The 24,543-nt window shown below is 53.1% G+C and carries 14 protein-coding genes, 2 tRNA genes and 2 rRNA genes; 8 read left to right on the top strand and 10 right to left on the bottom strand.

Annotation, left to right across the window (positions count from 1 at the left end; genetic code table 11):
* Positions 1-46: 46 nt before the first annotated feature.
* The 7 genes from GALF_RS00905 to gltB form a co-directional block, all read right to left on the bottom strand.
* Positions 47-2,942 (bottom strand): 23S ribosomal RNA (locus tag GALF_RS00905).
* Between the two features lie 340 nt (positions 2,943-3,282).
* Positions 3,283-3,358, bottom strand: a tRNA-Ala gene (locus GALF_RS00900).
* Between the two features lie 18 nt (positions 3,359-3,376).
* Positions 3,377-3,453: transfer RNA gene (locus GALF_RS00895), tRNA-Ile, on the bottom strand.
* Positions 3,454-3,514: 61 nt separating this feature from the next.
* Positions 3,515-5,050, bottom strand: a 16S ribosomal RNA gene (locus GALF_RS00890).
* Together the 16S and 23S rRNA genes with 2 tRNA genes alongside form the textbook arrangement of a ribosomal RNA operon.
* 689 nt (positions 5,051-5,739) lie before the next feature.
* On the bottom strand, positions 5,740-6,804 hold the full coding sequence (hemE, locus tag GALF_RS00885) for a uroporphyrinogen decarboxylase (protein ID WP_013292164.1): 1,065 nt from the start codon (positions 6,802-6,804) through the stop codon (positions 5,740-5,742).
* A 49-nt stretch (positions 6,805-6,853) separates the two neighbouring features.
* Positions 6,854-8,308 (bottom strand): glutamate synthase subunit beta, encoded by a 1,455-nt coding sequence (locus GALF_RS00880; RefSeq protein WP_013292163.1) that lies wholly within the window; start codon positions 8,306-8,308, stop codon positions 6,854-6,856.
* Positions 8,308-12,945 carry a glutamate synthase large subunit gene (gltB, locus tag GALF_RS00875; protein ID WP_083777059.1) on the bottom strand — a complete coding sequence of 1,546 codons (4,638 nt, stop codon included), beginning with the start codon at positions 12,943-12,945 and terminating at the stop codon, positions 8,308-8,310. Before gltB ends, GALF_RS00880 begins: the two co-directional genes overlap by 1 nt.
* Before the next feature lie 312 nt (positions 12,946-13,257).
* On the opposite strand from gltB, the gene GALF_RS15440 reads away from it, so the two are divergent.
* The 8 genes from GALF_RS15440 to GALF_RS00835 all read left to right on the top strand — a co-directional run bounded on the left by GALF_RS15440 (position 13,258) and on the right by GALF_RS00835 (position 21,590).
* Positions 13,258-13,707, top strand: coding sequence for a hypothetical protein (locus tag GALF_RS15440; RefSeq protein ID WP_013292161.1), 450 nt, complete (start codon positions 13,258-13,260; stop codon positions 13,705-13,707).
* 51 nt (positions 13,708-13,758) lie between these two features.
* Positions 13,759-14,304 (top strand): hypothetical protein, encoded by a 546-nt coding sequence (locus GALF_RS00865; RefSeq protein WP_013292160.1) that lies wholly within the window; start codon positions 13,759-13,761, stop codon positions 14,302-14,304.
* A 169-nt stretch (positions 14,305-14,473) separates the two neighbouring features.
* A complete protein-coding gene (locus tag GALF_RS00860; RefSeq protein WP_013292159.1) occupies positions 14,474-14,869 on the top strand; it encodes a type IV pilin protein in 396 nt (131 codons plus the stop codon).
* Positions 14,866-15,378 (top strand): GspH/FimT family pseudopilin, encoded by a 513-nt coding sequence (locus GALF_RS00855; protein WP_013292158.1) that lies wholly within the window; start codon positions 14,866-14,868, stop codon positions 15,376-15,378. The genes GALF_RS00860 and GALF_RS00855 overlap by 4 nt, the downstream gene beginning before the upstream one ends.
* 14 nt (positions 15,379-15,392) lie before the next feature.
* A complete protein-coding gene (locus GALF_RS00850; RefSeq protein ID WP_013292157.1) occupies positions 15,393-15,764 on the top strand; it encodes a type IV pilus modification PilV family protein in 372 nt (123 codons plus the stop codon).
* 4 nt (positions 15,765-15,768) lie between these two features.
* Positions 15,769-16,863 (top strand): PilW family protein, encoded by a 1,095-nt coding sequence (locus GALF_RS00845; RefSeq protein WP_013292156.1) that lies wholly within the window; start codon positions 15,769-15,771, stop codon positions 16,861-16,863.
* On the top strand, positions 16,860-17,525 hold the full coding sequence (locus tag GALF_RS00840) for a pilus assembly PilX family protein (RefSeq protein ID WP_013292155.1): 666 nt from the start codon (positions 16,860-16,862) through the stop codon (positions 17,523-17,525). Before GALF_RS00845 ends, GALF_RS00840 begins: the two co-directional genes overlap by 4 nt.
* Before the next feature lie 9 nt (positions 17,526-17,534).
* Positions 17,535-21,590 carry a pilus assembly protein gene (locus tag GALF_RS00835; protein WP_013292154.1) on the top strand — a complete coding sequence of 1,352 codons (4,056 nt, stop codon included), beginning with the start codon at positions 17,535-17,537 and terminating at the stop codon, positions 21,588-21,590.
* A gap of 77 nt (positions 21,591-21,667) precedes the next feature.
* Here the strand turns inward: GALF_RS00835 and GALF_RS00830 are convergent, their stop codons facing one another.
* The 3 genes from GALF_RS00830 to GALF_RS00820 are packed head-to-tail and all read right to left on the bottom strand — an operon-like array spanning position 21,668 to position 24,488.
* Positions 21,668-22,804, bottom strand: a complete 1,137-nt coding sequence (locus GALF_RS00830; RefSeq protein ID WP_013292153.1) for a deoxyguanosinetriphosphate triphosphohydrolase — start codon at positions 22,802-22,804, stop codon at positions 21,668-21,670.
* The gene (gene aroB / locus GALF_RS00825) at positions 22,804-23,925 is read right to left on the bottom strand and encodes a 3-dehydroquinate synthase (protein WP_050752565.1); all 1,122 of its coding nucleotides are present in this window, start codon (positions 23,923-23,925) and stop codon (positions 22,804-22,806) included. The genes GALF_RS00830 and aroB overlap by 1 nt, the downstream gene beginning before the upstream one ends.
* Positions 23,925-24,488 (bottom strand): shikimate kinase, encoded by a 564-nt coding sequence (locus GALF_RS00820; protein ID WP_013292151.1) that lies wholly within the window; start codon positions 24,486-24,488, stop codon positions 23,925-23,927. Before GALF_RS00820 ends, aroB begins: the two co-directional genes overlap by 1 nt.
* Positions 24,489-24,543 lie beyond the last annotated feature (55 nt).

The following is a 24,543-nucleotide window of genomic DNA, read 5'->3' as shown; positions in this document are numbered from 1 at the left end:
TGCGTTACATATATAAGACCGTTTTATCAGCCCTACTTAATGTTATAGGATCAAGCCTCACGAGCAATTAGTATTGGTTAGCTTAACGCATTACTGCGCTTCCACACCCAACCTATCAACGTCCTGGTCTCGAACGACTCTTTAGAAGGCTTAAAGCCTAGGGAAATCTTATCTCAAGGCGAGTTTCCCGCTTAGATGCTTTCAGCGGTTATCTCTTCCAGATTTAGCTACCCGGCAATACCACTGGCGTGATAACCGGTACACCAGAGATCTGTCCACTCCGGTCCTCTCGTACTAGGAGCAGGTCCCTTCAAATTTCCAACGCCCAAGGCAGATAGGGACCAAACTGTCTCACGACGTTTTAAACCCAGCTCACGTACCACTTTAAATGGCGAACAGCCATACCCTTGGGACCGGCTACAGCCCCAGGATGTGATGAGCCGACATCGAGGTGCCAAACTCCCCCGTCGATATGAACTCTTGGGAGGAATCAGCCTGTTATCCCCAGAGTACCTTTTATCCGTTGAGCGATGGCCCTTCCATACAGAACCACCGGATCACTATGACCTACTTTCGTATCTGCTCGACTTGTCAGTCTCGCAGTTAAGCATCCTTTTGCCATTGCACTATCAGTACGATGTCCGACCGTACCTAGGATACCTTCGTACTCCTCCGTTACAATTTGGGAGGAGACCGCCCCAGTCAAACTGCCTACCATGCACGGTCCCCAACCCCGATAAGGGGTCTAGGTTAGAATCTCAAACACACCAGGCTGGTATTTCAAGGTTGGCTCCATAAGAACTGGCGTCCCTACTTCACAGCCTCCCAGCTATCCTACACAGGTCTATTCAAAATCCAATGCAAAGCTACAGTAAAGGTTCATGGGGTCTTTCCGTCTAGCCTCGGGTAGATTGCATCTTCACAAACATTTCAACTTCGCTGAGTCTCGGGTGGAGACAGTGTGGCCATCGTTACGCCATTCGTGCAGGTCGGAACTTACCCGACAAGGAATTTCGCTACCTTAGGACCGTTATAGTTACGGCCGCCGTTTACTGGGACTTCAATCAAGAGCTTGCACCCCATCATTTAATCTTCCAGCACCGGGCAGGCGTCACACTCTATACGTCCACTTTCGTGTTTGCAGAGTGCTGTGTTTTTAATAAACAGTCGCAGCCACCATTTCACTGCAACCCCATCGAGCTTCGGACGCGAAGTCCTACACTCTACCGGGGCGCACCTTCTCCCGAAGTTACGGTGCAAATTTGCCGAGTTCCTTCACCCGAGTTCTCTCAAGCACCTTAGAATTCTCATCCTGCCCACCTGTGTCGGTTTGCGGTACGGTCCCAATATAACTGAAGCTTAGTGGCTTTTCTTGGAAGCTTGGTATCAGCAACTTCTCGCTCAAAGAGCAATCGTTATCACGCCTCAGAATTGACCTCCCGGATTTGCCTAAGAGATCTCCCTACACGCTTGAACAGCCTATTCCAACAGACTGCTTGCCTAACCTTCTCCGTCCCCACATCGCATTATATTGAGGTACAGGAATATTAACCTGTTTCCCATCGACTACGCATTTCTGCCTCGCCTTAGGGGCCGACTCACCCTGCGCCGATGAACGTTGCGCAGGAAACCTTGGGCTTTCGGTGAGGGAGCCTTTCACTCCCTTTATCGCTACTCATGTCAGCATTCGCACTTCTGATACCTCCAGCATCCCTCACAGGACACCTTCGCAGGCCTACAGAACGCTCTCCTACCATATCAACACCCATATAGAGTGTTCAATATCCGCGATTTCGGTGCATAGTTTGAGCCCCGTTACATCTTCCGCGCAGGACGACTCGATCAGTGAGCTATTACGCTTTCTTTAAATGATGGCTGCTTCTAAGCCAACATCCTGACTGTTTTAGCCTTCCCACTTCGTTTTCCACTTAACTATGTCTTGGGGACCTTAATCGGCGGTCTGGGTTGTTTCCCTCTTGACACCGGACGTTAGCACCCGATGTCTGTCTCCCACGCTCGCACTTCTCGGTATTCGGAGTTTGCAATGGTTTGGTAATCAGCAATAGACCCCTAGCCATGACAGTGCTCTACCCCCGAGAGTGATACGTGAGGCACTACCTAAATAGTTTTCGGAGAGAACCAGCTATTTCCAAGTTTGTTTAGCCTTTCACCCCTATCCACAGCTCATCCCCTAATTTTTCAACATTAGTGGGTTCGGACCTCCAGTTGGTTTTACCCAACCTTCATCCTGGCCATGGATAGATCACTTGGTTTCGGGTCTACGCCCAGCAACTATCGCCCTTATCAGACTCGGTTTCCCTACGCCTCCCCTATTCGGTTAAGCTCGCTACTGAACGTAAGTCGCTGACCCATTATACAAAAGGTACGCAGTCACGGAACAAGTCCGCTCCCACTGTTTGTATGCATGCGGTTTCAGGATCTATTTCACTCCCCTTCCGGGGTTCTTTTCGCCTTTCCCTCACGGTACTGGTTCACTATCGGTCGATTACGAGTATTTAGCCTTGGAGGATGGTCCCCCCATATTCAGACAAGGTTTCTCGTGCCCCGCCCTACTTGTCGTAACCCTAGTTCCACACCACTGTTTTTACCTACGGGACTATCACCCACTATGGTCAGACTTTCCAGACTGTTTGGTTAACAATGATGCTAAAAGTTACAGGCTGCTCCGTGTTCGCTCGCCACTACTTACGGAATCTCGGTTGATTTCTTTCCTTCAGGTACTTAGATGTTTCAGTTCCCTGAGTTCGCTTCACGAAGCCTATGTATTCAGCTTCGGATGACCCCGAAGGGCCGGGTCTCCCCATTCAGATATCTACGGATCAAAGCTTATTGCCAGCTCCCCGTAGCTTTTCGCAGGCTATCACGTCTTTCATCGCCTGTAATCGCCAAGGCATCCACCACATGCACTTATTCGCTTGACCCTATAACGTTAAGTCCTCAGTGTTGCCACTAAGGCGTTATATATGTTTCGCAATTTAAATCTTCGTTACATCAGATTGATTTAAGGATCTGATTTCGCAAAGGTTTGTGTACAAACCATGATGACTAATCACGGAATGTCTTGATACAATCAAAAACCCATTTAAGTTAAACATGTAATCATAAGAATGGAGTTAACCAACCTGACTCATACATGAATCACTTCTTTACTTCTTCCAAATTTTTAAAGAACATCTTATCGGCAAAAGCCAATATCGAAACCCTAAAGGTTTAAATATGGGTTCTTGCAACTTCTTACTACCACCACTACTTCTCAGTTAATGGTGGAGGTTAACGGGATCGAACCGTTGACCCCCTGCTTGCAAAGCAGGTGCTCTCCCAGCTGAGCTAAACCCCCGGCAAAACTATTTCTAACTGGTGGGTCTAGTTGGACTCGAACCAACGACCCCTGCGTTATCAACACAGTGCTCTAACCAGCTGAGCTACAGACCCAGGTAATACTCTTAAATTAAACAATCGATGAGTGTAGGCACTCAATTTCCGGATTCTCTAGAAAGGAGGTGATCCAGCCGCACCTTCCGATACGGCTACCTTGTTACGACTTCACCCCAGTCATGAAACCCACCGTGGTAAGCGCCCTCCTTACGGTTAGGCTACCTACTTCTGGCAGATTCCACTCCCATGGTGTGACGGGCGGTGTGTACAAGACCCGGGAACGTATTCACCGCGACATGCTGATCCGCGATTACTAGCGATTCCGACTTCATGGAGTCGAGTTGCAGACTCCAATCCGGACTACGACGCGCTTTCTGAGATTAGCTCCCCCTCGCGGGTTGGCAACCCTCTGTACGCGCCATTGTATTACGTGTGAAGCCCTACCCATAAGGGCCATGAGGACTTGACGTCATCCCCACCTTCCTCCGGTTTATCACCGGCAGTCTCATTAAAGTGCCCAACTAAATGATGGCAATTAATGACAAGGGTTGCGCTCGTTGCGGGACTTAACCCAACATCTCACGACACGAGCTGACGACAGCCATGCAGCACCTGTGTTCAGATTCTCTTTCGAGCACAATCACATCTCTGCGATCTTTCTGACATGTCAAGGGTAGGTAAGGTTTTTCGCGTTGCATCGAATTAATCCACATAATCCACCGCTTGTGCGGGTCCCCGTCAATTCCTTTGAGTTTTAATCTTGCGACCGTACTCCCCAGGCGGTCAACTTCACGCGTTAGCTACGGTACTAAGGAAGTCTCCTCCCCCAACACCTAGTTGACATCGTTTAGGGCGTGGACTACCAGGGTATCTAATCCTGTTTGCTCCCCACGCTTTCGTGCATGAGCGTCAGTATTAACCCAGGGGGCTGCCTTCGCCATTGGTATTCCTCCACATATCTACGCATTTCACTGCTACACGTGGAATTCTACCCCCCTCTGCTATACTCTAGTCTTCCAGTTTCAAATGCAGTTCCCAGGTTGAGCCCGGGGATTTCACATCTGACTTAAAAAACCGCCTGCGCACGCTTTACGCCCAGTAATTCCGATTAACGCTCGCACCCTACGTATTACCGCGGCTGCTGGCACGTAGTTAGCCGGTGCTTCTTCTTCCGGTACCGTCATCTACTCCTAGTATTAATAGAAGCAATTTCTTTCCGGCTGAAAGAGCTTTACAACCCGAAGGCCTTCTTCACTCACGCGGTATGGCTGGATCAGGCTTTCGCCCATTGTCCAAAATTCCCCACTGCTGCCTCCCGTAGGAGTCTGGACCGTGTCTCAGTTCCAGTGTGGCTGGTCGTCCTCTCAGACCAGCTACGGATCGTCGCCTAGGTGAGCCTTTACCTCACCTACTAGCTAATCCGATATCGGCCACTCCGAAAGCGAGAGGTCTTGCGATCCCCCCCTTTCCCCCTCAGGGCATATGCGGTATTAGCGTAACTTTCGCTACGTTATCCCCCACTTCCGGATATGTTCCGATATATTACTCACCCGTTCGCCACTAACTAAAGAGCAAGCTCTTTAATCCGTTCGACTTGCATGTGTAAAGCATACCGCCAGCGTTCAATCTGAGCCAGGATCAAACTCTTAAGTTCAATACCTGTTTTGGTTCACTGCTGAACCGATCTTACTCAAAGAAAATCACATAACATGATTTTTTTCGACTTTGCGTAAGCACTACTATATTTTAAAGTCGTTATCTTTTTAAGCTCCATAAGAAGCCGATAACTACCAAAAATCAAGCACCTACACTCGTCGATTGTTTAATTTATGTTTTTAAAGAGCGTTCGCTTTGCAGCGAAGAGGTCAGCATTATAGAGACTTAAAACTTATTGTCAACTACATTTTGAAATCTTTTATTTCTCAACTAAACCGGCGAAACTCAATCAACCCTCTGATCTTTAAGCATTTCAGGCTACCCCTTACGCTTCGTTTCAAACCTCGTTCCGTTGAAGAGGTGCGCATTATAGAGACTAAAAACACATTGTCAACTAAATCTTCACACCTTTATTTCAACCTCACCAAAAACATCAGGAAACGCAATCATTTTATTGATTATTAAGACTTTTCCGCTTCCAGATCCGCCTCGTTTCAACCACTGTTCCGGTGAAGAGGTGCGCATTATAGGCACTTAAAATACCACGTCAACTCTTTTCGGTAATATTATTGAAATATCGCAAGAAACCTATTTTTTCGGACATCTTCTATTCAAACTGCATCCGCGAAAGCAAAGAACCGCAGGGGTCACCTGCGGTTCTTTGCTTTCAACGCTCTGCCTCTATAACTAGTGGTATTTTCGGCTCAGCTCATGCACGGCTGCCACCATCGCTGCAACATGCTCAGGGTTGGTATGCTGCGAAATCCCATGACCCAGATTAAATACATGACCGCTACCGTAACCGTAGCTGCTCAGCACTTTCTCTACTTCGTTGCGAATCGCATTAGGATTTGCAAACAGAACTGCCGGATCAAGATTGCCCTGCAGCGCGACTTTATTGCCCACCTTCTGACGTGCAACACCGATATCCATCGTCCAGTCCAGGCCGATCGCATCGCAACCCGTCGCGGCAATGCTGTCGATCCACAGTCCGCCACCTTTGGTGAATACGACATTCGGAATACGCACGCCGTCTTTTTCCTTGATCAGACCTTCCACGATTCGTTGTGTATAAGGAAGCGAAAACTCATGGTAGGCGGAATGCGACAATACACCGCCCCACGAATCGAAGATCATCACGGCCTGGGCGCCCGCTTCGATCTGCGCATTCAAATAGGCAATCACGGCCTGGGTCGTAACTTCCAGAATGTGATGCATCAATTTAGGCTCGTTGTACATCAGGGTTTTCACGCGTGCGTAATCATCGCTGCCACCGCCTTCAACCATGTAGCATGACAAAGTGAATGGACTACCGGAAAAACCGATCAACGGCACGCGACCGTCGAGCGTCTTGCGAATCTGTGAGACCGCGTCAGTTACATAACGCAGAGTTTTATCGATATCCGGCACTTGTAACGCCATAATCGCCGCTTCATCGCGCAGGGGACGCTCAAATTTAGGGCCCTCGCCATCAGCAAAGTACAACCCCAGTCCCATCGCATCGGGCACAGTCAGAATATCGGAGAACAAAATTGCCGCATCGAGCGGATAGCGATCCAGTGGCTGCATGGTTACTTCGGTCGCAAAATCAGGATTCTTGCACAGACCCAGAAAGCTGCCAGCACGTGCGCGCGTTGCACGGTACTCAGGCAGAAAACGACCTGCCTGACGCATCATCCATAACGGCGTGTATTCAGTAGGCTGGCGCAGCAAAGCGCGCAGAAACGTGTCATTCTTTAACTTGAAATTCATTTAATGGCCTTTAGTTCGTATTCATCGAGCGGGACGAATCCCGCACTTTTTAACGCGGTAAAACTGACGATCCCATCAGGAATTCATCAACAGAACGTGCGCACTGACGGCCTTCGCGTATCGCCCAGACTATCAATGACTGACCACGACGCATATCGCCCGCCGTGAATACGCGCTCCACACTGGTACGGTAATCATCGGTATTAGCTTTGATATTGCCGCGAGCATCTTTCTCAACGCCGAACGCTTCCAACACTTTTTGCACCGGACTGACAAAACCCATCGCCAGAAATACCAGATCGGCTTTGAGTTCGAATTCGCTGCTGGCAATCTCAATCATTTTTCCCGCCTGCCATTCAACGCGTACTGCGCGTATCTTTTCAAGCTTACCGTTGCTACCAACGAATTCCTTAGTAGCGATCGCCCAGTCGCGATTGCAACCTTCTTCGTGCGAGCTCGAGGTGCGCAGCTTCAACGGCCAGTTAGGCCAGGTTAGGGGTTTGTTTTCCTGCTCAGGCGCACGCGGCATTACTTCGATCTGCGTGACAGACAGTGCGCCGTGACGATTCGAAGTACCGACACAATCGGAACCGGTATCACCGCCACCAATCACGACCACATGTTTTCCAGTGGCGCGAAGCTGTTCCGGCAAGACATCCCCTGCATTGACACGATTTTGCTGCGGTAAAAACTGCATCGCGTTATAAATTCCAGACAGTTCACGTCCTGGAACCGGTAAATCACGCGGCGTTTCAGCACCACCCGACAAAACCACCGCATCGAATTGAGCGAGCAGCGCTTCAGGGGAAATCGTCGCAACGGCCATGTTATTGACGCCTGCCTCGCACTCGGAGCCGATAAACGTCGAAGTTTTAAATGTGACCCCCTCCGCTTCCATCTGAGCAACACGGCGGTCGATGTGCGATTTTTCCATCTTGAAATCAGGAATACCGTAACGCATCAAGCCACCAATGCGGCTGTTTTTCTCGAACACCGTTACATCGTGACCGGCACGTGCCAGCTGTTGCGCGCAGGCCATACCGGCGGGGCCAGAACCGACCACCGCTACTTTTTTGCCCGTTTTCTGAGCCGGCACTTGAGGCACGACCCAGCCATTTTCCCAACCTTTATCGATAATCGCATGCTCGATGGACTTGATACCCACCGCATCATTATTGATATTCAGTGTACAGGCCGCTTCGCAAGGCGCGGGACACAGACGTCCGGTAAATTCAGGGAAGTTGTTGGTTGAATGCAGCACATCGAGCGCCGCACGCCAGTTACCGCGAAACACCAGATCATTCCAGTCAGGAATAATGTTGTTGACCGGGCAACCCGAAGTACAAAACGGCACGCCGCAATCCATGCAGCGCGCACCTTGCGTCTTGGCCTGATCGTCGGTCAAATGCAACACAAACTCATTGTAGTTCGCGAGTCGGTCAGCCACCGGCAAGCTTGCCTCTGACAGACGGTCGAACTCCATAAAACCCGTTGGCTTACCCATTATGCAGCCTCCCCATTCTTAACATTTTCCGCTGCTTGCTCCTGCAATGCGCGGCGATAGTCGGTCGGCATGACCTTGGTGAACTTAGGCAGGTAGTCTGCCCAATTTTCCAGTACCATCCTTGCGCGCTCGCTGCCGGTGTAGAGCAGATGTTTTTCAATCTGTTCGCGCAGCGCATGTTCATCCGCCTTGTTCAAATGATTGAAATGCACGCGACCGTGACTCGACGGCAGCTCATCCGTGCTGTCCAGCGTAGCTAACTCTTCCTCAACCGGTTCGAGTGCCACCATGGTCAAATTGCAGCGTTTCTCAAAATCGCCCGTCTCATCCAGCACATAGGCAACACCGCCCGACATCCCGGCCGCAAAATTTCGTCCTGTCTGTCCCAGCACGATAACCATACCACCGGTCATGTACTCGCAGCCGTGATCGCCTAGCCCCTCGACAACGGCGATGGCACCCGAGTTACGCACGGCAAAGCGCTCACCCGCCACGCCGTTGAAATAACATTCGCCCGAGGTCGCACCGTACAACACGGTATTGCCGACGATGATGTTTTCTGATGCCACGAGCTTCGCTTCTGCAGGCGGCATGATCGCGATGCGTCCGCCGCACAGCCCCTTGCCAACGTAGTCGTTGCCTTCGCCGCGCAATTCAAACGAAATGCCGTGCGACAGGAATGCGCCGAAACTTTGCCCTGCCGTCCCCTTGAAGTTGACACGAATGGTATCAGCAGGCAATCCGGCATTACCGTAACGGCGTGCAACCTGATGCGACAACATGGTGCCGACCGTACGGTTTACGTTACGGATCGGACTCTCAATCACCACAGCAACCTGATTCTCAAGGGCCGCCTTGGCACCGGCAATCAGCGTGTTGTCGAGCGCACGGTCCAGTTCGTGATCCTGCTGTTCAGCATGCTGACGCGCCACTGATGCCGCGACTGCGGGCTGATGGAATACCTTGGAAAAATCCAACCCTTGCGACTTCCAGTGTGCGATGCTGTGTTTGACATCCAGCAAATCGGAACGTCCGATCAGATCGACAAAGCGGCGTATCCCCATCTGCGCCATCAATTCGCGCACTTCTTCGGCTACAAAGAAGAAGTAATTCACCACGTGTTCAGGTTGACCAGTGAATTTGCGGCGCAACTCAGGGTCTTGCGTAGCCACGCCAACCGGGCAGGTATTGAGGTGACACTTACGCATCATGATGCAACCTTGCACGACCAGTGGGGCCGTGGCAAAACCGAACTCATCCGCGCCCAGCAACGCACCGATCAACACATCGCGACCGGTTTTCAACTGACCATCCACCTGCAGCGCGACGCGACCGCGCAACTGGTTCAACACCAGCGTTTGCTGCGCTTCCGCCAAACCCAATTCCCACGGCGTACCCGCATGCTTGATAGACGACAAGGGTGATGCGCCCGTGCCGCCGTCAAAACCCGACACGACGATGTGATCAGCCTTAGCCTTCGACACACCAGCCGCCACCGTCCCCACGCCCACTTCGGACACCAGCTTGACCGAAATCGATGCCGATGGATTCGAATTCTTCAGGTCGTGGATGAGCTGCGCCAGATCTTCAATCGAATAAATATCGTGATGCGGCGGTGGAGAAATCAGGCCAACACCCGGCACTGAGAAACGCAGCTTGGCGATGTATTCAGATACCTTATGGCCGGGCAGTTGGCCGCCTTCGCCGGGTTTAGCACCCTGCGCCATTTTGATCTGAATCTGATCGGCACTGGCCAGATATTCGGCGGTTACACCGAAACGACCGGATGCAACCTGCTTGATTTTCGAACGCAACGAATCCCCTGCCAGCATCTCGCGATCCGCCTCAATACGGCTCTTGCCGATGATATCGGAGAGCATCTCGCCGCCCTTCAGCACCGCAAAGCGCGCCGCATCCTCACCCCCCTCACCGGTATTGGACTTGCCGCCGATGCGGTTCATCGCAATCGCGAGATTGGTATGCGCTTCGGTCGAAATAGAACCGAGCGACATCGCGCCGGTCACGAAACGTTTGACGATGGATGCAGCAGAATCGACTTCATCGAGCGGCACGGAAGCGCCGACCGACTTGATTTCAAACAATCCGCGCAAAGTCTTCAACTTCGTGCTTTGATCGTTGATCAGCTTGGCGTATTCCTTATAGGTAGACGCATTATTGGTACGCGTTGCCATCTGCAATTTCGCAATGGAATCCGGCGTCCACATGTGCTCTTCGCCGCGCACGCGGTAAGCATATTCGCCACCGGCATCCAGCGCGTTCGCCAACACAGGATCTTTGCCAAACGCATCTTTATGGTTACGCAGCGCTTCTTCAGCGACTTCTGACAAACCAATCCCTTCGATCTGGGTTGCCGTGCCGGTGAAATATTGCGCAACGAAGGAGGCATTCAGACCGATCGCTTCAAAAATCTGCGCGCCGCAGTAGGATTGATAGGTGGAGATACCCATCTTGGACATCACTTTCATCAAGCCCTTGTCGATCGCCTTGATGAAGCGCTTCTTGGCTTCCTTGGCATCCGTGCCAGACGCTGCGCTCATCGCCATGATGGTTTCAAATGCCAGCCACGGACACACGGCTTCCGCGCCGTAACCCGCCAGAAGCGCAAAGTGATGAACCTCGCGAGCGGAACCTGTGTCAACAACAAGCCCCGTGCTGGTACGCAGCCCTTCACGCACCAGATGCTGATGTACTTTCGAACAGGCAACCAGAGCCGGAATCGCAACGCGTTCAGCCGACATACTGCGATCAGACAGGATCAGCACGTTATAGCCGTCAGCGACCGCACGGTCGGCTGCCGCACAAAGCGCCATCACGGATGCTTCACAACCTGCCGCGCCCTCGGTTGCCGGATAAGTGATATCCAGCACGAGCGAGCGATAGCGGCCTTGCGTCAACGCATCGATATTGCGCAAACGGGCGATATCGTCATTCGACAACACAGGCTGATGCACTTCCAGGCGCAACGAAGGCACCGTTTCCTCGATGCCGAGCAAATTAGGTTTAGGACCGATGAAGGAGGTCAGCGACATGACGATTTCTTCGCGTATCGGATCGATCGGCGGATTGGTCACCTGAGCAAACAACTGCTGGAAATAATCAAAGAAGGAGCGGTTCTTGTTCGACAGCACCGCCAGCGCGGCATCCGTACCCATGGAACCGGTCGGCTCTTCACCGGCAGCGATCATCGGCGCCAGAATAAACTTGATGTCTTCTTGCGAATAGCCAAACGCCTGCTGCGTATCGAGCAAGGATGCGGCAAGCTTGACCTCGCTCACCGTGCTAGGCAGGTCACCCAGGAAGAAACGCGATTCGTCGATCCACTGACGATAAGGTTTGGCCGTCGCCAGCTGAGTCTTCAGTTCGCTGTCGTCGATAATACGACCCGCCTCCATGTCGATCAGGAACATGCGCCCCGGTTGCAAACGCCATTTTTTGACAACCTTGTGCTGAGGAATATTCAAAACGCCCATTTCAGACGCGAGCAACACCACATCGTCATCGGTAATCAGATAGCGGGCAGGACGCAGACCATTGCGGTCGAGCGTTGCACCGATCATTTTGCCATCGGTAAAGGCAACAGCGGCAGGGCCATCCCATGGCTCCATCAGTGCGGCGTGATATTCATAGAACGCGCGGCGCTCTTCATCCATCAGCGGATTACCGGCCCAAGCTTCAGGGATCAGCAACATCATCGCGTGCGGCAACGAATAGCCACCAGCAACCAAAAGTTCCAAAGCGTTGTCGAAACAGGCCGAATCGGACTGACCATCAACGATCAGCGGCCAGAGCTTTTCCAGATCTTCGCCCAGCAATTTGGAGGACATCGCCGCATGGCGCGCCGCCATCCAGTTCACATTACCACGCACCGTGTTGATTTCGCCGTTGTGCGCAATCATGCGAAACGGATGCGCCAAATCCCAACTCGGGAAGGTATTGGTGGAGAAACGCTGATGCACCAGTGCCAGCGCGCTGACCAGCGTACTGTCCTGCAGGTCCGGATAGTACTTGCCTACCTGATCTGCCAGCAACATACCTTTGTAAACAATCGTGCGCGCCGACAATGAAGGAATATAGAAGCCCTGCACATTGGGCAACGCATTCACGGCGTGTTCAGCCGTCTTGCGAATCACGAACAGTTTACGCTCGAAGGAGTCCGTGTCGATGCAGTTTGCGCCACAACCGATAAAGACCTGACGCACAGTAGGCTCGACGAGCTTTACGCTCTCACCAAGAATCGCGCTATTAACCGGCACATCGCGCCAGCCCAGCAAGATTTGGCCTTCAGCCGCGATTTTATCGGCAATGATCTGTTCGCACGCAGCACGCGCTGCGACATCCGTCGGCAGAAACAACATCCCCACGCCATAAACTTCCGGCAACGCCAAACCCCGCGCCGCACACTGGACACGGAAGAATGCATCGGGAATCTGCAACAGGATACCCGCACCGTCGCCGGCCAGCGGATCAGCACCGGTCGCACCGCGATGGGTCAGGTTTTCCAGTATTTGCAACCCCTGGCTAACCATATCATGGCTTTTTTTACCCTTGATATGGGCGACAAATCCCACTCCACAGGCATCGCGCTCCTGGCGCGGATCATACAAACCTTGTTGCATCGGCAAAGAAGAGTTAACCACGGCATTCCTCAATCAAATCAAACTGGGTGTTAAAACCGGACAAGCACGCCTGCTATGCGGCGCGGCCTGCATCCTTTTTTAACACAATGTTAATGCAAAAAAATGACGACACGCGTCGCCATGCCTACTACCTGTACTCAAATACAAAAGCGAAAGGGCTGGAATCTTACCTTTAATCAGCCCTATCGGCAACCGCAGTACACATTATCCTCGCGAGAAAATCTTTTGGATTATTTATTGATAGGGGTAGAATGCCTACCAGAATTCGCAATTTACGGTGAGAGACATATCATGACAAACATATCAGGCTTATCGTCCTCTAACATTGCCGCTTACAGCGCACCCGCCCAAAAGCCCAGCGCGGTCTCGAGCGCAGCAACCTCCGCCAGTCCTTCGACGGTCAGTTTGCTCAACTCATCAACCAGCAGCACGCCGCTAACTTATAACGCCACAGGCCAGCTCAATGCCTCAACGCAGAGCACGACCAACGCCATGCAGGCAGCGCAAAATGCCATGCTGGCTACACAGAATGCACTGACGCAAACACTCGACTCGCTGATGTCAGGATCTCAGTCTGGCGCATCGACTATAGATATGTTCGGCAATACCACCGACACGAACGACCCGCTCGCCGCCAATACACCCGCAGCCACTTCCGGGGGAATCACGGCTCAGGCGGCACAAAGCGCTTATCTCGCAACGCAAAACATCGTTACGCAATCACTTAACTCAATCAAGTAATCATTACCGGCCAGTCAACGTCACCCCGATTCAGGCCGGCTTACTTTTTTCATGAAATCCCGGTTCCTGCACAACGAATCCGCTCGCATAGCGATTGCCCTTGGACTGTCGGTGCTCGCTCATATCGCCATCTTGACACTACAGCCGCACTTTAACGCCGCGCCTTTTGCACACCAAACAACCGGAAAAACCTTATCCGTAACACTCAATAAAAATTCAGCGAAAACTCCGCCGCGCCCTAGCACCATCAACCTAACATCCACACTAAAGCCGGCCATCACACCCAGCTCGCCTGCCGCTGCGGCCACGTCCGATACACACTACTTCAATACAAATGAGCTGGATCAACCGCCCCACACGGACCAAGATCAACTCGCCTTTAACCTGCCTGACCCGCCAAAACAGATCGACATCGTGATGCGCCTGTGGATAGACAAATCCGGCAAAGTCGTTAAAGTCGAGCCGGTTACCGCAGAATTGTCGCAAGCCTTAATTTCTGAGATTCGCTCACATCTGATGAACAGCCGCTTTTCCCCCGGGCACAGACTAGGCTACCCGGCAAACTCCGTGGTCGAGATCACCTTACACTACGAATAGCCGGAACAATCGGTCGCTATTGCCCAAACTTTTAACTGCCTGCCTGATACGTTTATGGCGAGTTGCGCTCCGCTCATCTGAATTTGCCAACGCTCAGTCGGATTGCGATGGCAGTTTACCCCGTAAACATTTACGCTTTGCACATTCTGGAAAAGCTATGGAGTGCAACATGAGCAAGCAACGAGGCTTCACGCTGGTTGAACTGTTAGTCGTTATCGCCGTGATCGGCATTCTGGCAAGCATCGCCATACCCAGTTACAGCGACTACTCAATCCGCGGCAAGCTTATCGAAGGCACATCGCAACTCTCCGACGCACGCGTCAAAATGGAGCAGTTTTATCAGGACAATCGCACTTATGCGGGCGGCACCTGCCCCGCTGCCACCGCCAATTTTACCTATGCATGCAGCAACCTGACCACCACGACTTATACGATAACTGCAACCGGCAAAAGCGCTCTCTCAACTTACAGCTACACCATTAACGAGTCGAACGTAAAAGCATCCACCACCCCTTGGGGCGACAACACCACTTGCTGGGTCACGAACAAGGGAGGTGGCTGTTGAACACCTACAATAAATCTCGAGGCTTCTCGCTCATTGAATTGATGGTCACTATCGTCGTGATGGCGATTCTGGCATCGGTTGCCGTCCCGAACTTCCAGTCATGGCTACGCAACACGCAAATCCGCAATGCGGCCGAATCGGTAACGAATGGACTGCAGCGTGCCCGCGCTGAAGCCGTGTCACGAAACACAAAAATCACTTTTGTACTCGGTGCGGATACGGGATGGACTGTCACGGTGGTATCGACCGCCACGGACATTGAACGGCGACTTGCCGCTGAGGGGTCAAAAAATGTTACCCGCACCGTGCTGCCGGCAACGTCCAGCACCGTCACCTTTAACAGTTTTGGCCTGATCGATGCCGCCAATGCGGATGGTTCAGTGCCCTTTAACCAAGTGGATCTAACCGCCACAGGCAGCAATCAACCTTTGCGCGTCACGATAGGCACGGGCGGCAACGCCAAAATGTGCGACCCCGCCTTGCCCTCCTCCAACCCACGCGGATGCTAAACGGAGAACAAGTCATGATTCCTGCGCCAAATCTAAAATCTTCCCAACAGGGCATCGTCATCCTCGAGGCGATGATCGCCATCCTGATTTTTTCGATGGGGGTACTGGCCATCGTTGGTTTGCAAGCCGCAATGCTGAAAAATACCGTCGACTCGGAATTTCGCACCGATGCCAGCTACATTGCACAGCAACGAATAGGGCAAATGTGGACGGACCCTGCCAATCTGGCAAGCTATGTGCAAGCGGCGACCGCGATACCCGAGCTGCCTAACGGCACACTCGCCGTGACGCAATCCGGAACCCAGTACACCGTAACGGTCACCTGGCAGCAACCGGGGCAGATTCAGCACAACATCACCACCACAGCCAATATCAACGGGGGATAAAATTATGAGTTCAAAACACCTCCCCTTACGTCAATCGGGATTCACCTTAGTCGAATTGATGGTGGGCATGACCATCGGCCTGCTCGTGGCCGTGATCATCTTGCAGGTACTCTCAGTCTTCGAAGCACAAAAGCGCACAACGACCGGCACCGCAGACGCCCAGACCAACGGCAGTATCGCCTTGTTCAATATCGGCCGCGAACTGCAACAAGGAGGTTACCCCTTGGTTCCCATCACCAACCCCGCACTCAAATGCACAGCGGTAACGGTAGGGGGCATAGCGGACACCATCTCACGCTTGTCTCCGGTCACACTGACTGACGGCACAAGCGACAGTCTCACGGTGCGTTACGGAGATTCACTGATGGGCGGCGTTCCCACCCAAACAGCTGCACTACCGGCAGGTTCATTAAGCACGGCAGCACCTGCCAGAGATGTGACGGTCCTTAACAACTTCGGCTGCAGCACCAGCAGCGATGTCATTTTGATCAGCAGTGGCAGTAATTGCGCACTTTCCAGCGGTTTCGCCACATCAGGCACCACCTCGACGATCACCTTTGCCGACGCCACCGATGCAGATACTCTGACCACCGCGGCCATTATCGCCGCACCGCCCGGGGTCACCAACATTGCCTGCCTAGGATCGTGGCATGAGGTATCTTACCGGGTCAATGCCGGCAATCTTGAGCGTCAGGATGGAATTGCCTCTGCTTTCGTAGCTAATGTCGCTGGCATCGTCAATATACAGGCGCAATACGGCATATCCGCCACAGCCAACTCCAATCAGGTCATTCAATGGGTAGATCCGAGCGGCGGCACCTGGGCCGCCCCTACGACTGCCAATCGCAATTTAATCAAGGCAATCCGCATCGCCGTCGTCGCACGCAATGCAAAGATGGAGGCGGGCAATGTCAGCAGCGCCTGCAGTTCGACCACCGCCTCTAGTCCTACCGGTCTGTGCGCGTGGGCGGGCAATGCCGTCTCACCTGCGCCTGCCATTGACTTGAGCGCGGATGCCAACTGGCGCCGTTACCGTTACCGGGTATTTGAAACCATCCTCCCCTTGCGCAACATGATCTGGTCCAAGGATACGCTATGAAACACCTATCCAAATCAGCAAGTTATGCAAAGCAACGTGGCATTGCTCTGTTTTTTGCGCTGATCGCGCTGCTGGCCATTTCGCTTGCTGCCGTCGCACTGATACGCTCAGTCGATACCAGCACGCTCATTGCAGGCAATCTTGCCTTCAAACAATCCGCGACAACCTCAGGGGATGCCGGGGTTGAAGCGGCGATGTCCTGGATGTCCACGATAGAAACTGCCAATGCAGGACTCTCCGTGTTAACACAAATCGCACATCCGTTTAACAACACGGGTGGCATAGCAGGCGCGCTCAATCCCGGCTACTATTCAAGCCTTGATGCTACACTCAGCCTGACCGATGGCACGGGTATCCAGTGGAATGCAAATGACAGTTGCGGCACGGGGCCCAATTGTGCAGATGCCGTCGATCCGAGTGGTAATACTACCCGCTACATCATCCAGCGCATGTGCCGCAATGCCAACCAGCTTGTTCCGGCAGCGAACTGTCTGTTCAGCGGAGCAGCACTCGACAACGGCGGTCACGCCACCCCGCTTCCACAAAATGTTTGCATAGGGGAAGGTTGCCCTTCATCTGGGCAGGCTCCACAAAATCGCATTACCTCAAGAACCACCGGCCCCAGAAATACCGTCAGTTACATACAGGCATTCGTATATTAGGAGACAGCCATGTCACATCATCTGAAAAACCATCTCAGCTTGTATATTGCATTGAGCATCAGTCTGATGTCGCCTCTGCCTGCATCGGCAGCCTCCATTACGCTGGCGACCTCGCCGCTGGCGACCTCGACCACTTCGTCAGTCAAACCCAATGTACTGCTGGTCATGGACAATTCGGGCAGCATGGACTGGGACCACATGCCGGACGACTCTGGTGACGGCGGCAGTGCGGTGACCTTCTCCTATGGCTATTACGGCCTGCGCAGCAGCCAGTGCAATCAGGTTTATTACGACCCGACGGACACCTACTTACCCCCGGTCTATGCCGATGGCACAAGCTACCCCAATGCCAGCTTCACCGCTGCATGGACGAACGGTTTCAATACCGGCTCCGGCACCGTCAATTTAAGCACCAGTTTCAGGGCTTCGCAGTCACTGTCAGGCGATTCTATCAATCAACCGGCCTACTACTACCGCTACTCGGGCACTCAAACAACGGCATTACAAAAAAACTACAACACGCCCGGCAATACCTTCAGCACTGAATGCGGCAATTCCAGCGGCGGCTCCGGCGGATCGACCGCGCCTGCCAGCGGCGTGGGCGGCCTCTTCACCAAAGTCACGGTCAGTGCCACGTCCGGCCCCGGCGCCACGGATGAGCGCACCAATTTCGCCAACTGGTACAGCTATTACCGCACCCGATTGCTAATGATGAAAACAGCAACCGGACGCGCGTTCAAAAATCTGGACAAAAACTACCGCGTTGGCTTTATGAAGATCAGTTCCTCCGGCGCACCGACCACTTACGTCGATACCTTCTGGAATAACACCGACAGTAGCTTAGGCGCAGTCAGCTCGCAGCGCAGCAACTGGTATAACGCGCTGTACAACACCAGCAGCAGCGGCAGCACACCGCTGCGCACCGCGCTGTCGGATGCGGGTCTCTATTATGCAGGGCAGTTGTATACCATCGATTCGACCCATCCGGACCCTGTGCAATATTCCTGTCAGCAGAATTTTGCCATCATGTCGACCGATGGCTACTGGAACACAGGTAACGGTTATCAGATGGATGGCAGCAGCGCGGTCGGCAATCAGGATGGCACTGCAGCGCGCCCCATGAATGACGGCGCACAGACCGGCACGACCGTGGTGACTACCTATACTCAGAATGTCTATTCTGCCGTCAAATCCAACTGCTCCAGCAAGAAGAAAAAACTACAAACACAACCAAAAACAGGAACTTGCAGCGTAACCACAGTAGGCGGCGTCACCGGTGCCGAGAGCTGCTCATGGGTTAACGACGGTTCAGCCAGCGTATCAGGCAGCTGTGTATCCACTGTCTCGCTGCCGAACCCGAACCCCAGCGCGCGCGTGCAGGTAGGCAGCCCGGTCACGACGCCGGGCAGCGTGGGCGGCACCAGCAACAATCTTGCCGACGTGGCGATGTACTACTACCAGACCGATTTGCGTCCGGGCACCTGCACCCTGTGTACCGACAACGTATTCATCAGCAGCACCGACAATAACGTCAAGCAACACATGACAACTTTTACGCTGGGTCTGGGTGCGAGCGGCTGGATGAACTATTCTTCCAGCTACACGGTTGACACCCTCGGTGACTATGTTTCTGTCAAACAAGGCTACACCGCAAATTCAGCGGCAAATCCGCCCATCTGCTCATGGCAGGCTAACGGCACAACCTGTAACTGGCCTATCCCCGGCATGACCGACACCGCCGGCACCTGCACTAACGCCTCGACAGGCAGCAACGGCTGCATCGCCAATATCGATGACTTGTGGCACGCAGCCGTCAATGGTCACGGCGTCTATTTTAGTGCCACTAATCCAGCGACCTTGTCCGCAGGCCTGTCGGGTGCATTGGCCGGCATTAATTCACGCAAAGGATCTGCAGCGGCAGCGGCAACCAGCACACTGAATCCTGTCACGGGCAACAATTTTGCCTATGTCGCCAGCTACACGACCGTCGCATGGAAAGGTAATCTGGAAGCACGCGGCATCAATGTGGATACAGGGATCGTAAGCGAAAATGCGACATGGTGTATTGAGGACGTTGTAGCAACTACCTGCGCCGCTCCGAGCACCATATTTACCGACACCACGGGCGGCACGACCATCTATGACTGCGTCACACCCGGGGTTGCGTCATGCCCCAACGGCTATCTTGTACCGGCTAATACAAACGATGCCAATGGCATTCTGATTCCAGAGGGGTGTCATGTACCGCTTGCAACCGCCTGCAATGGCACGCTGCCGGCGATGGTAGGCAGCAGCAGCGATAGCAGAACCATTTACACGAGCAATGGCACGACCCTCACACCGTTCAATGCGGCCTATGCGACTGCGAATCCGACCAACTTCTCATCGGCGCATATCAACACACTGAGTCAGTGGCCTTTGTTGACAGCCACACAGCAGACCGCCGCTGCGGGAACGAATTTGATCAACTTCCTGCGCGGGCAGAAAGCTTATGAGGCGAATGCAGCCATTGCCACCAACCAGCTTTACCGTTACCGTGAAGCCGTACTGGGTGATGCGCTCGAATCACAGCCGGCCTACCTTGGTGCACCTGTCTACTCCTATACCTACCCCGGTTACAGCGCGTTCAAATCTTTATACGCATCACGGGCAGGCACGGTATACATGGGCGCCAACGATGGCATGATGCACGCCTTTGCAGCCGACACAGGGATCGAACGCTGGGGCTATGTACCTAGCATGGTGATCCCTAACATGTGGAAGCTGGCGGATAAAAACTATGGCGCCCAGCACGCCAATTTCGTCAACGGCAGTCCGATCACCAACGATATCTGTACAGCAAATTGCAACAACGCAAATTATGCCGCAACCGCAACCACAGCCGATGACCCAGTTTGGAAAACCATACTGGTGGGCGGCCTGAACGGCGGCGGACGCGGTTATTACGCGCTGGACATCAGCAATCCCGACGCACCCTCACTGTTGTGGGAGTTTTCACCTGCTAGCGACAGTGATCTAGGTTACAGCTACGGCCCCCCTGTTGTTACGCAAAAAGCTGACGGAACCTGGGTTGTGCTGCTCACCTCCGGCTACGACAACGGTACGTTAAGCCACGACCCTGCTGTCAATAACTCACCCGCAGGTAACGGTCAGGGATATCTGTATGTGCTCAATGCTGGAACCGGCGCAATTATCAGTAAAATATCGACCGGTGTTGGTACAGCAACCACGCCAAGCGGACTGGCAAAGATCGCCGCTTGGAATAACGATGTGGCAGGCAATTTGGCCGGCTACGTTTACGGCGGGGATTTACTTGGCAACGTATGGCGCTTCGATATCAACAGCACGGCTAGCGCCGCGCTAGGTACAGGTTCCGTACTGAAATTCGCCGCACTGTATTCAGATACCGCAGGAACCCTGCCACAGCCAATTATGACAACGCCAGTGCTTGGCAGCGTCACGGGCAGACGGGTGATTTTTGTCGGCACAGGCAAGTATCTTGAACAGGCGGATCTCTCCACCACTCAGACCCAAACCCAATATGCCATACTCGATGACAATGCGGCGAGCACACTGGTAAATCCGAGAAATTCGCTGGTTGCCCAGACCCTGAGCACGAACGGTGCCATCAGGACGGTTTCCAGCAACGGAATGAGCTTTTCTACCAGTCGTGGCTGGTACATCGACTTCCCTGAAAGCGGAGAGCGCGTCAATATCGACAGTCAACTGGTATTGGGAACCTTGCTGGTGCCAACAATCGTGCCTTCCAACACGGTATGTTCGCCCGGCGGTCACGGCTGGTTAAATTATATCGACTTTCAAACGGGTGCAGCAGTTGACCTGACTAGCAATATGAGTTCGTTAAAATTCGACTCGACCATCGTGGGTGTCAACGTCATCTACATAGACGGCAAACCCAAAGTCAGAATCGTCACCTCGACGAATCCAACGCCCGAAGTACCTAAAGATTCCAGTGGCAACGACTTATCCGACAAAATGTTCAATCTGAATCAGGGTTACGGTTTTACCGGGAAACGCGTATTGTGGCGTGAACTGATACCGTAACCTTTAAACGGAATATCAAACAAAAACGGCATGATGGTTCATGCCGTTTTTTTCGTTCTATACAACCTAAAACCGGACTAAATCGCGTCTTCTTCCACCGCGAAGAGGCGTTTATGCTCGCGTATCGCATAACGATCGGTCATACCGGCAATATAGTCCGCCACCACTCTGGCACGACTGGCCTCGTCTTTGGCAGCCGCCGTTTGAAACTGCGTCGGCAGCAAACGACTGTCTTCCATAAATACGCCAAACAGGTCGCGAATAATACGCTGCGCCTTCGCGCTCATACGCATCACCCGGTAGTGACGATATAAATGCGTATGCAGGAATTTTTTAAGCTCTCGCTGTTTGAGATACAGTTCGTCGCTAAATGCGATCAGCGCAGGTGCGCATCGCACATCCTCCAGCGTCAGCAGATTTTGTGCGGCGATATTGGCCGCACTCTGACAGATCAAGTCCGATACCAGCGTATTGATCATGCGCCGCACGGTTTCATGCACAACACGGCGCTGAGTCAAATCCGGATGAGCGCAGCGCACCTCCTGCAGATGCTCCGCCACCAATGGCACTGCAGCGAGTTGCTCCAGCGTGATTAACCCTGAGCGCAGCCCGTCATCGACATCGTGGTTGTTGTAGGCGATCTCATCGGCGAGATTAGCAATCTGCGCTTCGAGCGAGGGACGGCGATCAGCCAAAAATCGCTCACCCAATTCGCCCATCTGAGTGGCATGCAGCGCAGAGCAGTGTTTTAAAATGCCCTCGCGCGTCTCAAAACACAGGTTCAACCCGTCGAAGGTGGCATAGCGCTCTTCCAAAATATCGACCACGCGCACGGATTGCAAATTATGCTCAAAACCGCCGTAGGCTTTCATACAGCCGTTCAATGCATCCTGTCCGGCATGGCCAAACGGCGTATGCCCCAGATCATGCGCCAGCGAAATCGCTTCCGCCAGATCTTCATTGAGATTCAGGCGGCGTGCAATTGAACGGGCAATCTGCGCCACTTCAATACTATGGGTCAGGCGAGTGCGGAACAGATCACCTTCATGATTGACGAACACCTGCGTTTTGTATTCTAAGCGGCGAAATGCGCCTGAATGGATGATGCGGTCGCGGTCGCGCTGAAACTCGCTGCGACCAGACGGGGAGGCTTCAGCGTAGCGACGCCCTCGCGAGTTAACTTCCGAGACCGCGTAAGACGCAAGCTCAGTCATCACTTATCCTCGTGAAGCCAGTTCGTCCCCGGGCCACCCTTGCTGCAACAGGCAACGAGCGTTTGTTGCAATAAGGCTAACGGCACATCGCTGACTAACGCTGCTACACCCACTTGTTTCAGCAGCACAAAACGCAATTTTCCACCTTCAACTTTTTTATCCAAACCCATATAGTCCAGATAGCGATCGATGCCTAAATCAGGCGATACAACCGGCAAGTTAGCGCGCAAAAATAAGTCACGAATGCGCAACACATCGTCAGTGCTGATCCATCCCATGCGCTGCGACAAGTCGGCTGCCATCATGGTGCCTGCCGCGACCCCTTCACCATGCAGCCAATTACCATAGCCCATACCCGATTCGATCGCATGACCGAAGGTATGCCCCAAATTCAGCAGGGCGCGCTCGCCGCTTTCACGCTCGTCCGCCGCAACCACTTCGGCCTTATTCTGGCAGCTGCGCATCACGGCATATTGCAGCGCTTCGGTATCGCGTGCCAGCAGCTTTTCAATATTCCGCTCCAGCCACTCAAGAAAGGGCAGGTCGCGTATCAGGCCGTACTTAATCACTTCAGCTAAGCCTGCCGACAGTTCCTTATCTGACAGCGTATTGAGCGTCGAAATATCGGCCAGCACCAGTTTTGGCTGATAAAACGCACCGATCATATTTTTACCCAGCGGGTGATTGATGCCCGTTTTGCCCCCCACCGAGGAGTCGACCTGAGACAGCAGGGTCGTCGGAATCTGAATGAACGGTACGCCGCGCAAGAAACTGGCCGCCGCAAATCCCGTCATGTCGCCGATGACCCCGCCACCCAGCGCGATCAGCGGCGTCGTGCGTTCGCAGCGATGCGTGAGCAATCCATCATAGATCAGGTTAAGCGTCTCGCCCGTTTTATAGACTTCGCCGTCAGGCAAAATAATTTCGACACTCTGCACGCCGATTTCCCGCAAAGTCGCTTGCAACTGGCTTAAGTACAGCGGCGCAATGGTGGTGTTCGTGACAATCGCAACGCGTTTTCTTGGAATGCTGGCCGCCAGTAGCGCGGCGTTACTCAGCAAACCGGTGCCGATATGGATCGGATAGCTGCGATCACTCAATCCAACTGTCAGTGTTTGCATCATTGATTATTCTTCCGGTAGAGTTCAATTTCGTTGACCAGTTTAAGCATCAGCGCATGCACGCTCTGCCGGCCGGTAGGCATCACAATATCCGCGACCTGCTGATACAGCGCATTGCGCTGCTGCAACAGTTCGGCCAATTTCGCATGCACATTCCCCGTCTGCAGCAGCGGGCGATTCCGGTCATTGCGTGTGCGCAGCCACAAATCATGCACATTGGCTTTCAGATAAATCACGATGCCGTTTTCGCTCATCATTGCGCGGTTTTCCGGCGCAAGTACCGCGCCGCCGCCGGTTGCCAACACCAGATCATTTCGTACCACCAAAGCTGCGAGCGCATCGGTTTCACGCTGACGAAACCCCGGTTCACCTTCGACATCAAAAATGTGCGGGATCGTCACGCCGGTGCGAAACTGAATTTCTTCATCGCTGTCGACAAACACCTTGTTCAGATGGCGGGCCAGAATCCGCCCCATGGTGGTTTTTCCCGACCCCATCATACCGACCAGAATCAGATTCCCGGACTGAATTTTCCGCGTGCTATTTGTAGGGCTGTTTTGCATAGTGCGTATTGTAAACGATAACAATCAAAAGCCCGGACTCAGCCGGGCCTCGATC

Source organism: Gallionella capsiferriformans ES-2, from assembly GCF_000145255.1.
Classification (GTDB): Bacteria; Pseudomonadota; Gammaproteobacteria; order Burkholderiales; family Gallionellaceae; genus Gallionella; species Gallionella capsiferriformans.
Note: the sequence above shows the minus strand (reverse complement) of the source record. Positions and strands in the feature narration are given on the sequence as shown.

What these genes read in the sequence shown, in the direction of transcription:
- hemE (WP_013292164.1), bottom strand. Translation starts at nt 6,804, where the DNA reads ATGAATTTCAAGTTAAAGAATGACACGTTTCTGCGCGCTTTGCTGCGC.
- GALF_RS00880 (WP_013292163.1), bottom strand. Translation starts at nt 8,308, where the DNA reads ATGGGTAAGCCAACGGGTTTTATGGAGTTCGACCGTCTGTCAGAGGCA.
- gltB (WP_083777059.1), bottom strand. Translation starts at nt 12,945, where the DNA reads ATGCAACAAGGTTTGTATGATCCGCGCCAGGAGCGCGATGCCTGTGGA.
- GALF_RS15440 (WP_013292161.1), top strand. Translation starts at nt 13,258, where the DNA reads ATGACAAACATATCAGGCTTATCGTCCTCTAACATTGCCGCTTACAGC.
- GALF_RS00865 (WP_013292160.1), top strand. Translation starts at nt 13,759, where the DNA reads ATGAAATCCCGGTTCCTGCACAACGAATCCGCTCGCATAGCGATTGCC.
- GALF_RS00860 (WP_013292159.1), top strand. Translation starts at nt 14,474, where the DNA reads ATGAGCAAGCAACGAGGCTTCACGCTGGTTGAACTGTTAGTCGTTATC.
- GALF_RS00850 (WP_013292157.1), top strand. Translation starts at nt 15,393, where the DNA reads ATGATTCCTGCGCCAAATCTAAAATCTTCCCAACAGGGCATCGTCATC.
- GALF_RS00845 (WP_013292156.1), top strand. Translation starts at nt 15,769, where the DNA reads ATGAGTTCAAAACACCTCCCCTTACGTCAATCGGGATTCACCTTAGTC.
- GALF_RS00840 (WP_013292155.1), top strand. Translation starts at nt 16,860, where the DNA reads ATGAAACACCTATCCAAATCAGCAAGTTATGCAAAGCAACGTGGCATT.
- GALF_RS00835 (WP_013292154.1), top strand. Translation starts at nt 17,535, where the DNA reads ATGTCACATCATCTGAAAAACCATCTCAGCTTGTATATTGCATTGAGC.
- GALF_RS00830 (WP_013292153.1), bottom strand. Translation starts at nt 22,804, where the DNA reads ATGACTGAGCTTGCGTCTTACGCGGTCTCGGAAGTTAACTCGCGAGGG.
- aroB (WP_050752565.1), bottom strand. Translation starts at nt 23,925, where the DNA reads ATGCAAACACTGACAGTTGGATTGAGTGATCGCAGCTATCCGATCCAT.
- GALF_RS00820 (WP_013292151.1), bottom strand. Translation starts at nt 24,488, where the DNA reads ATGCAAAACAGCCCTACAAATAGCACGCGGAAAATTCAGTCCGGGAAT.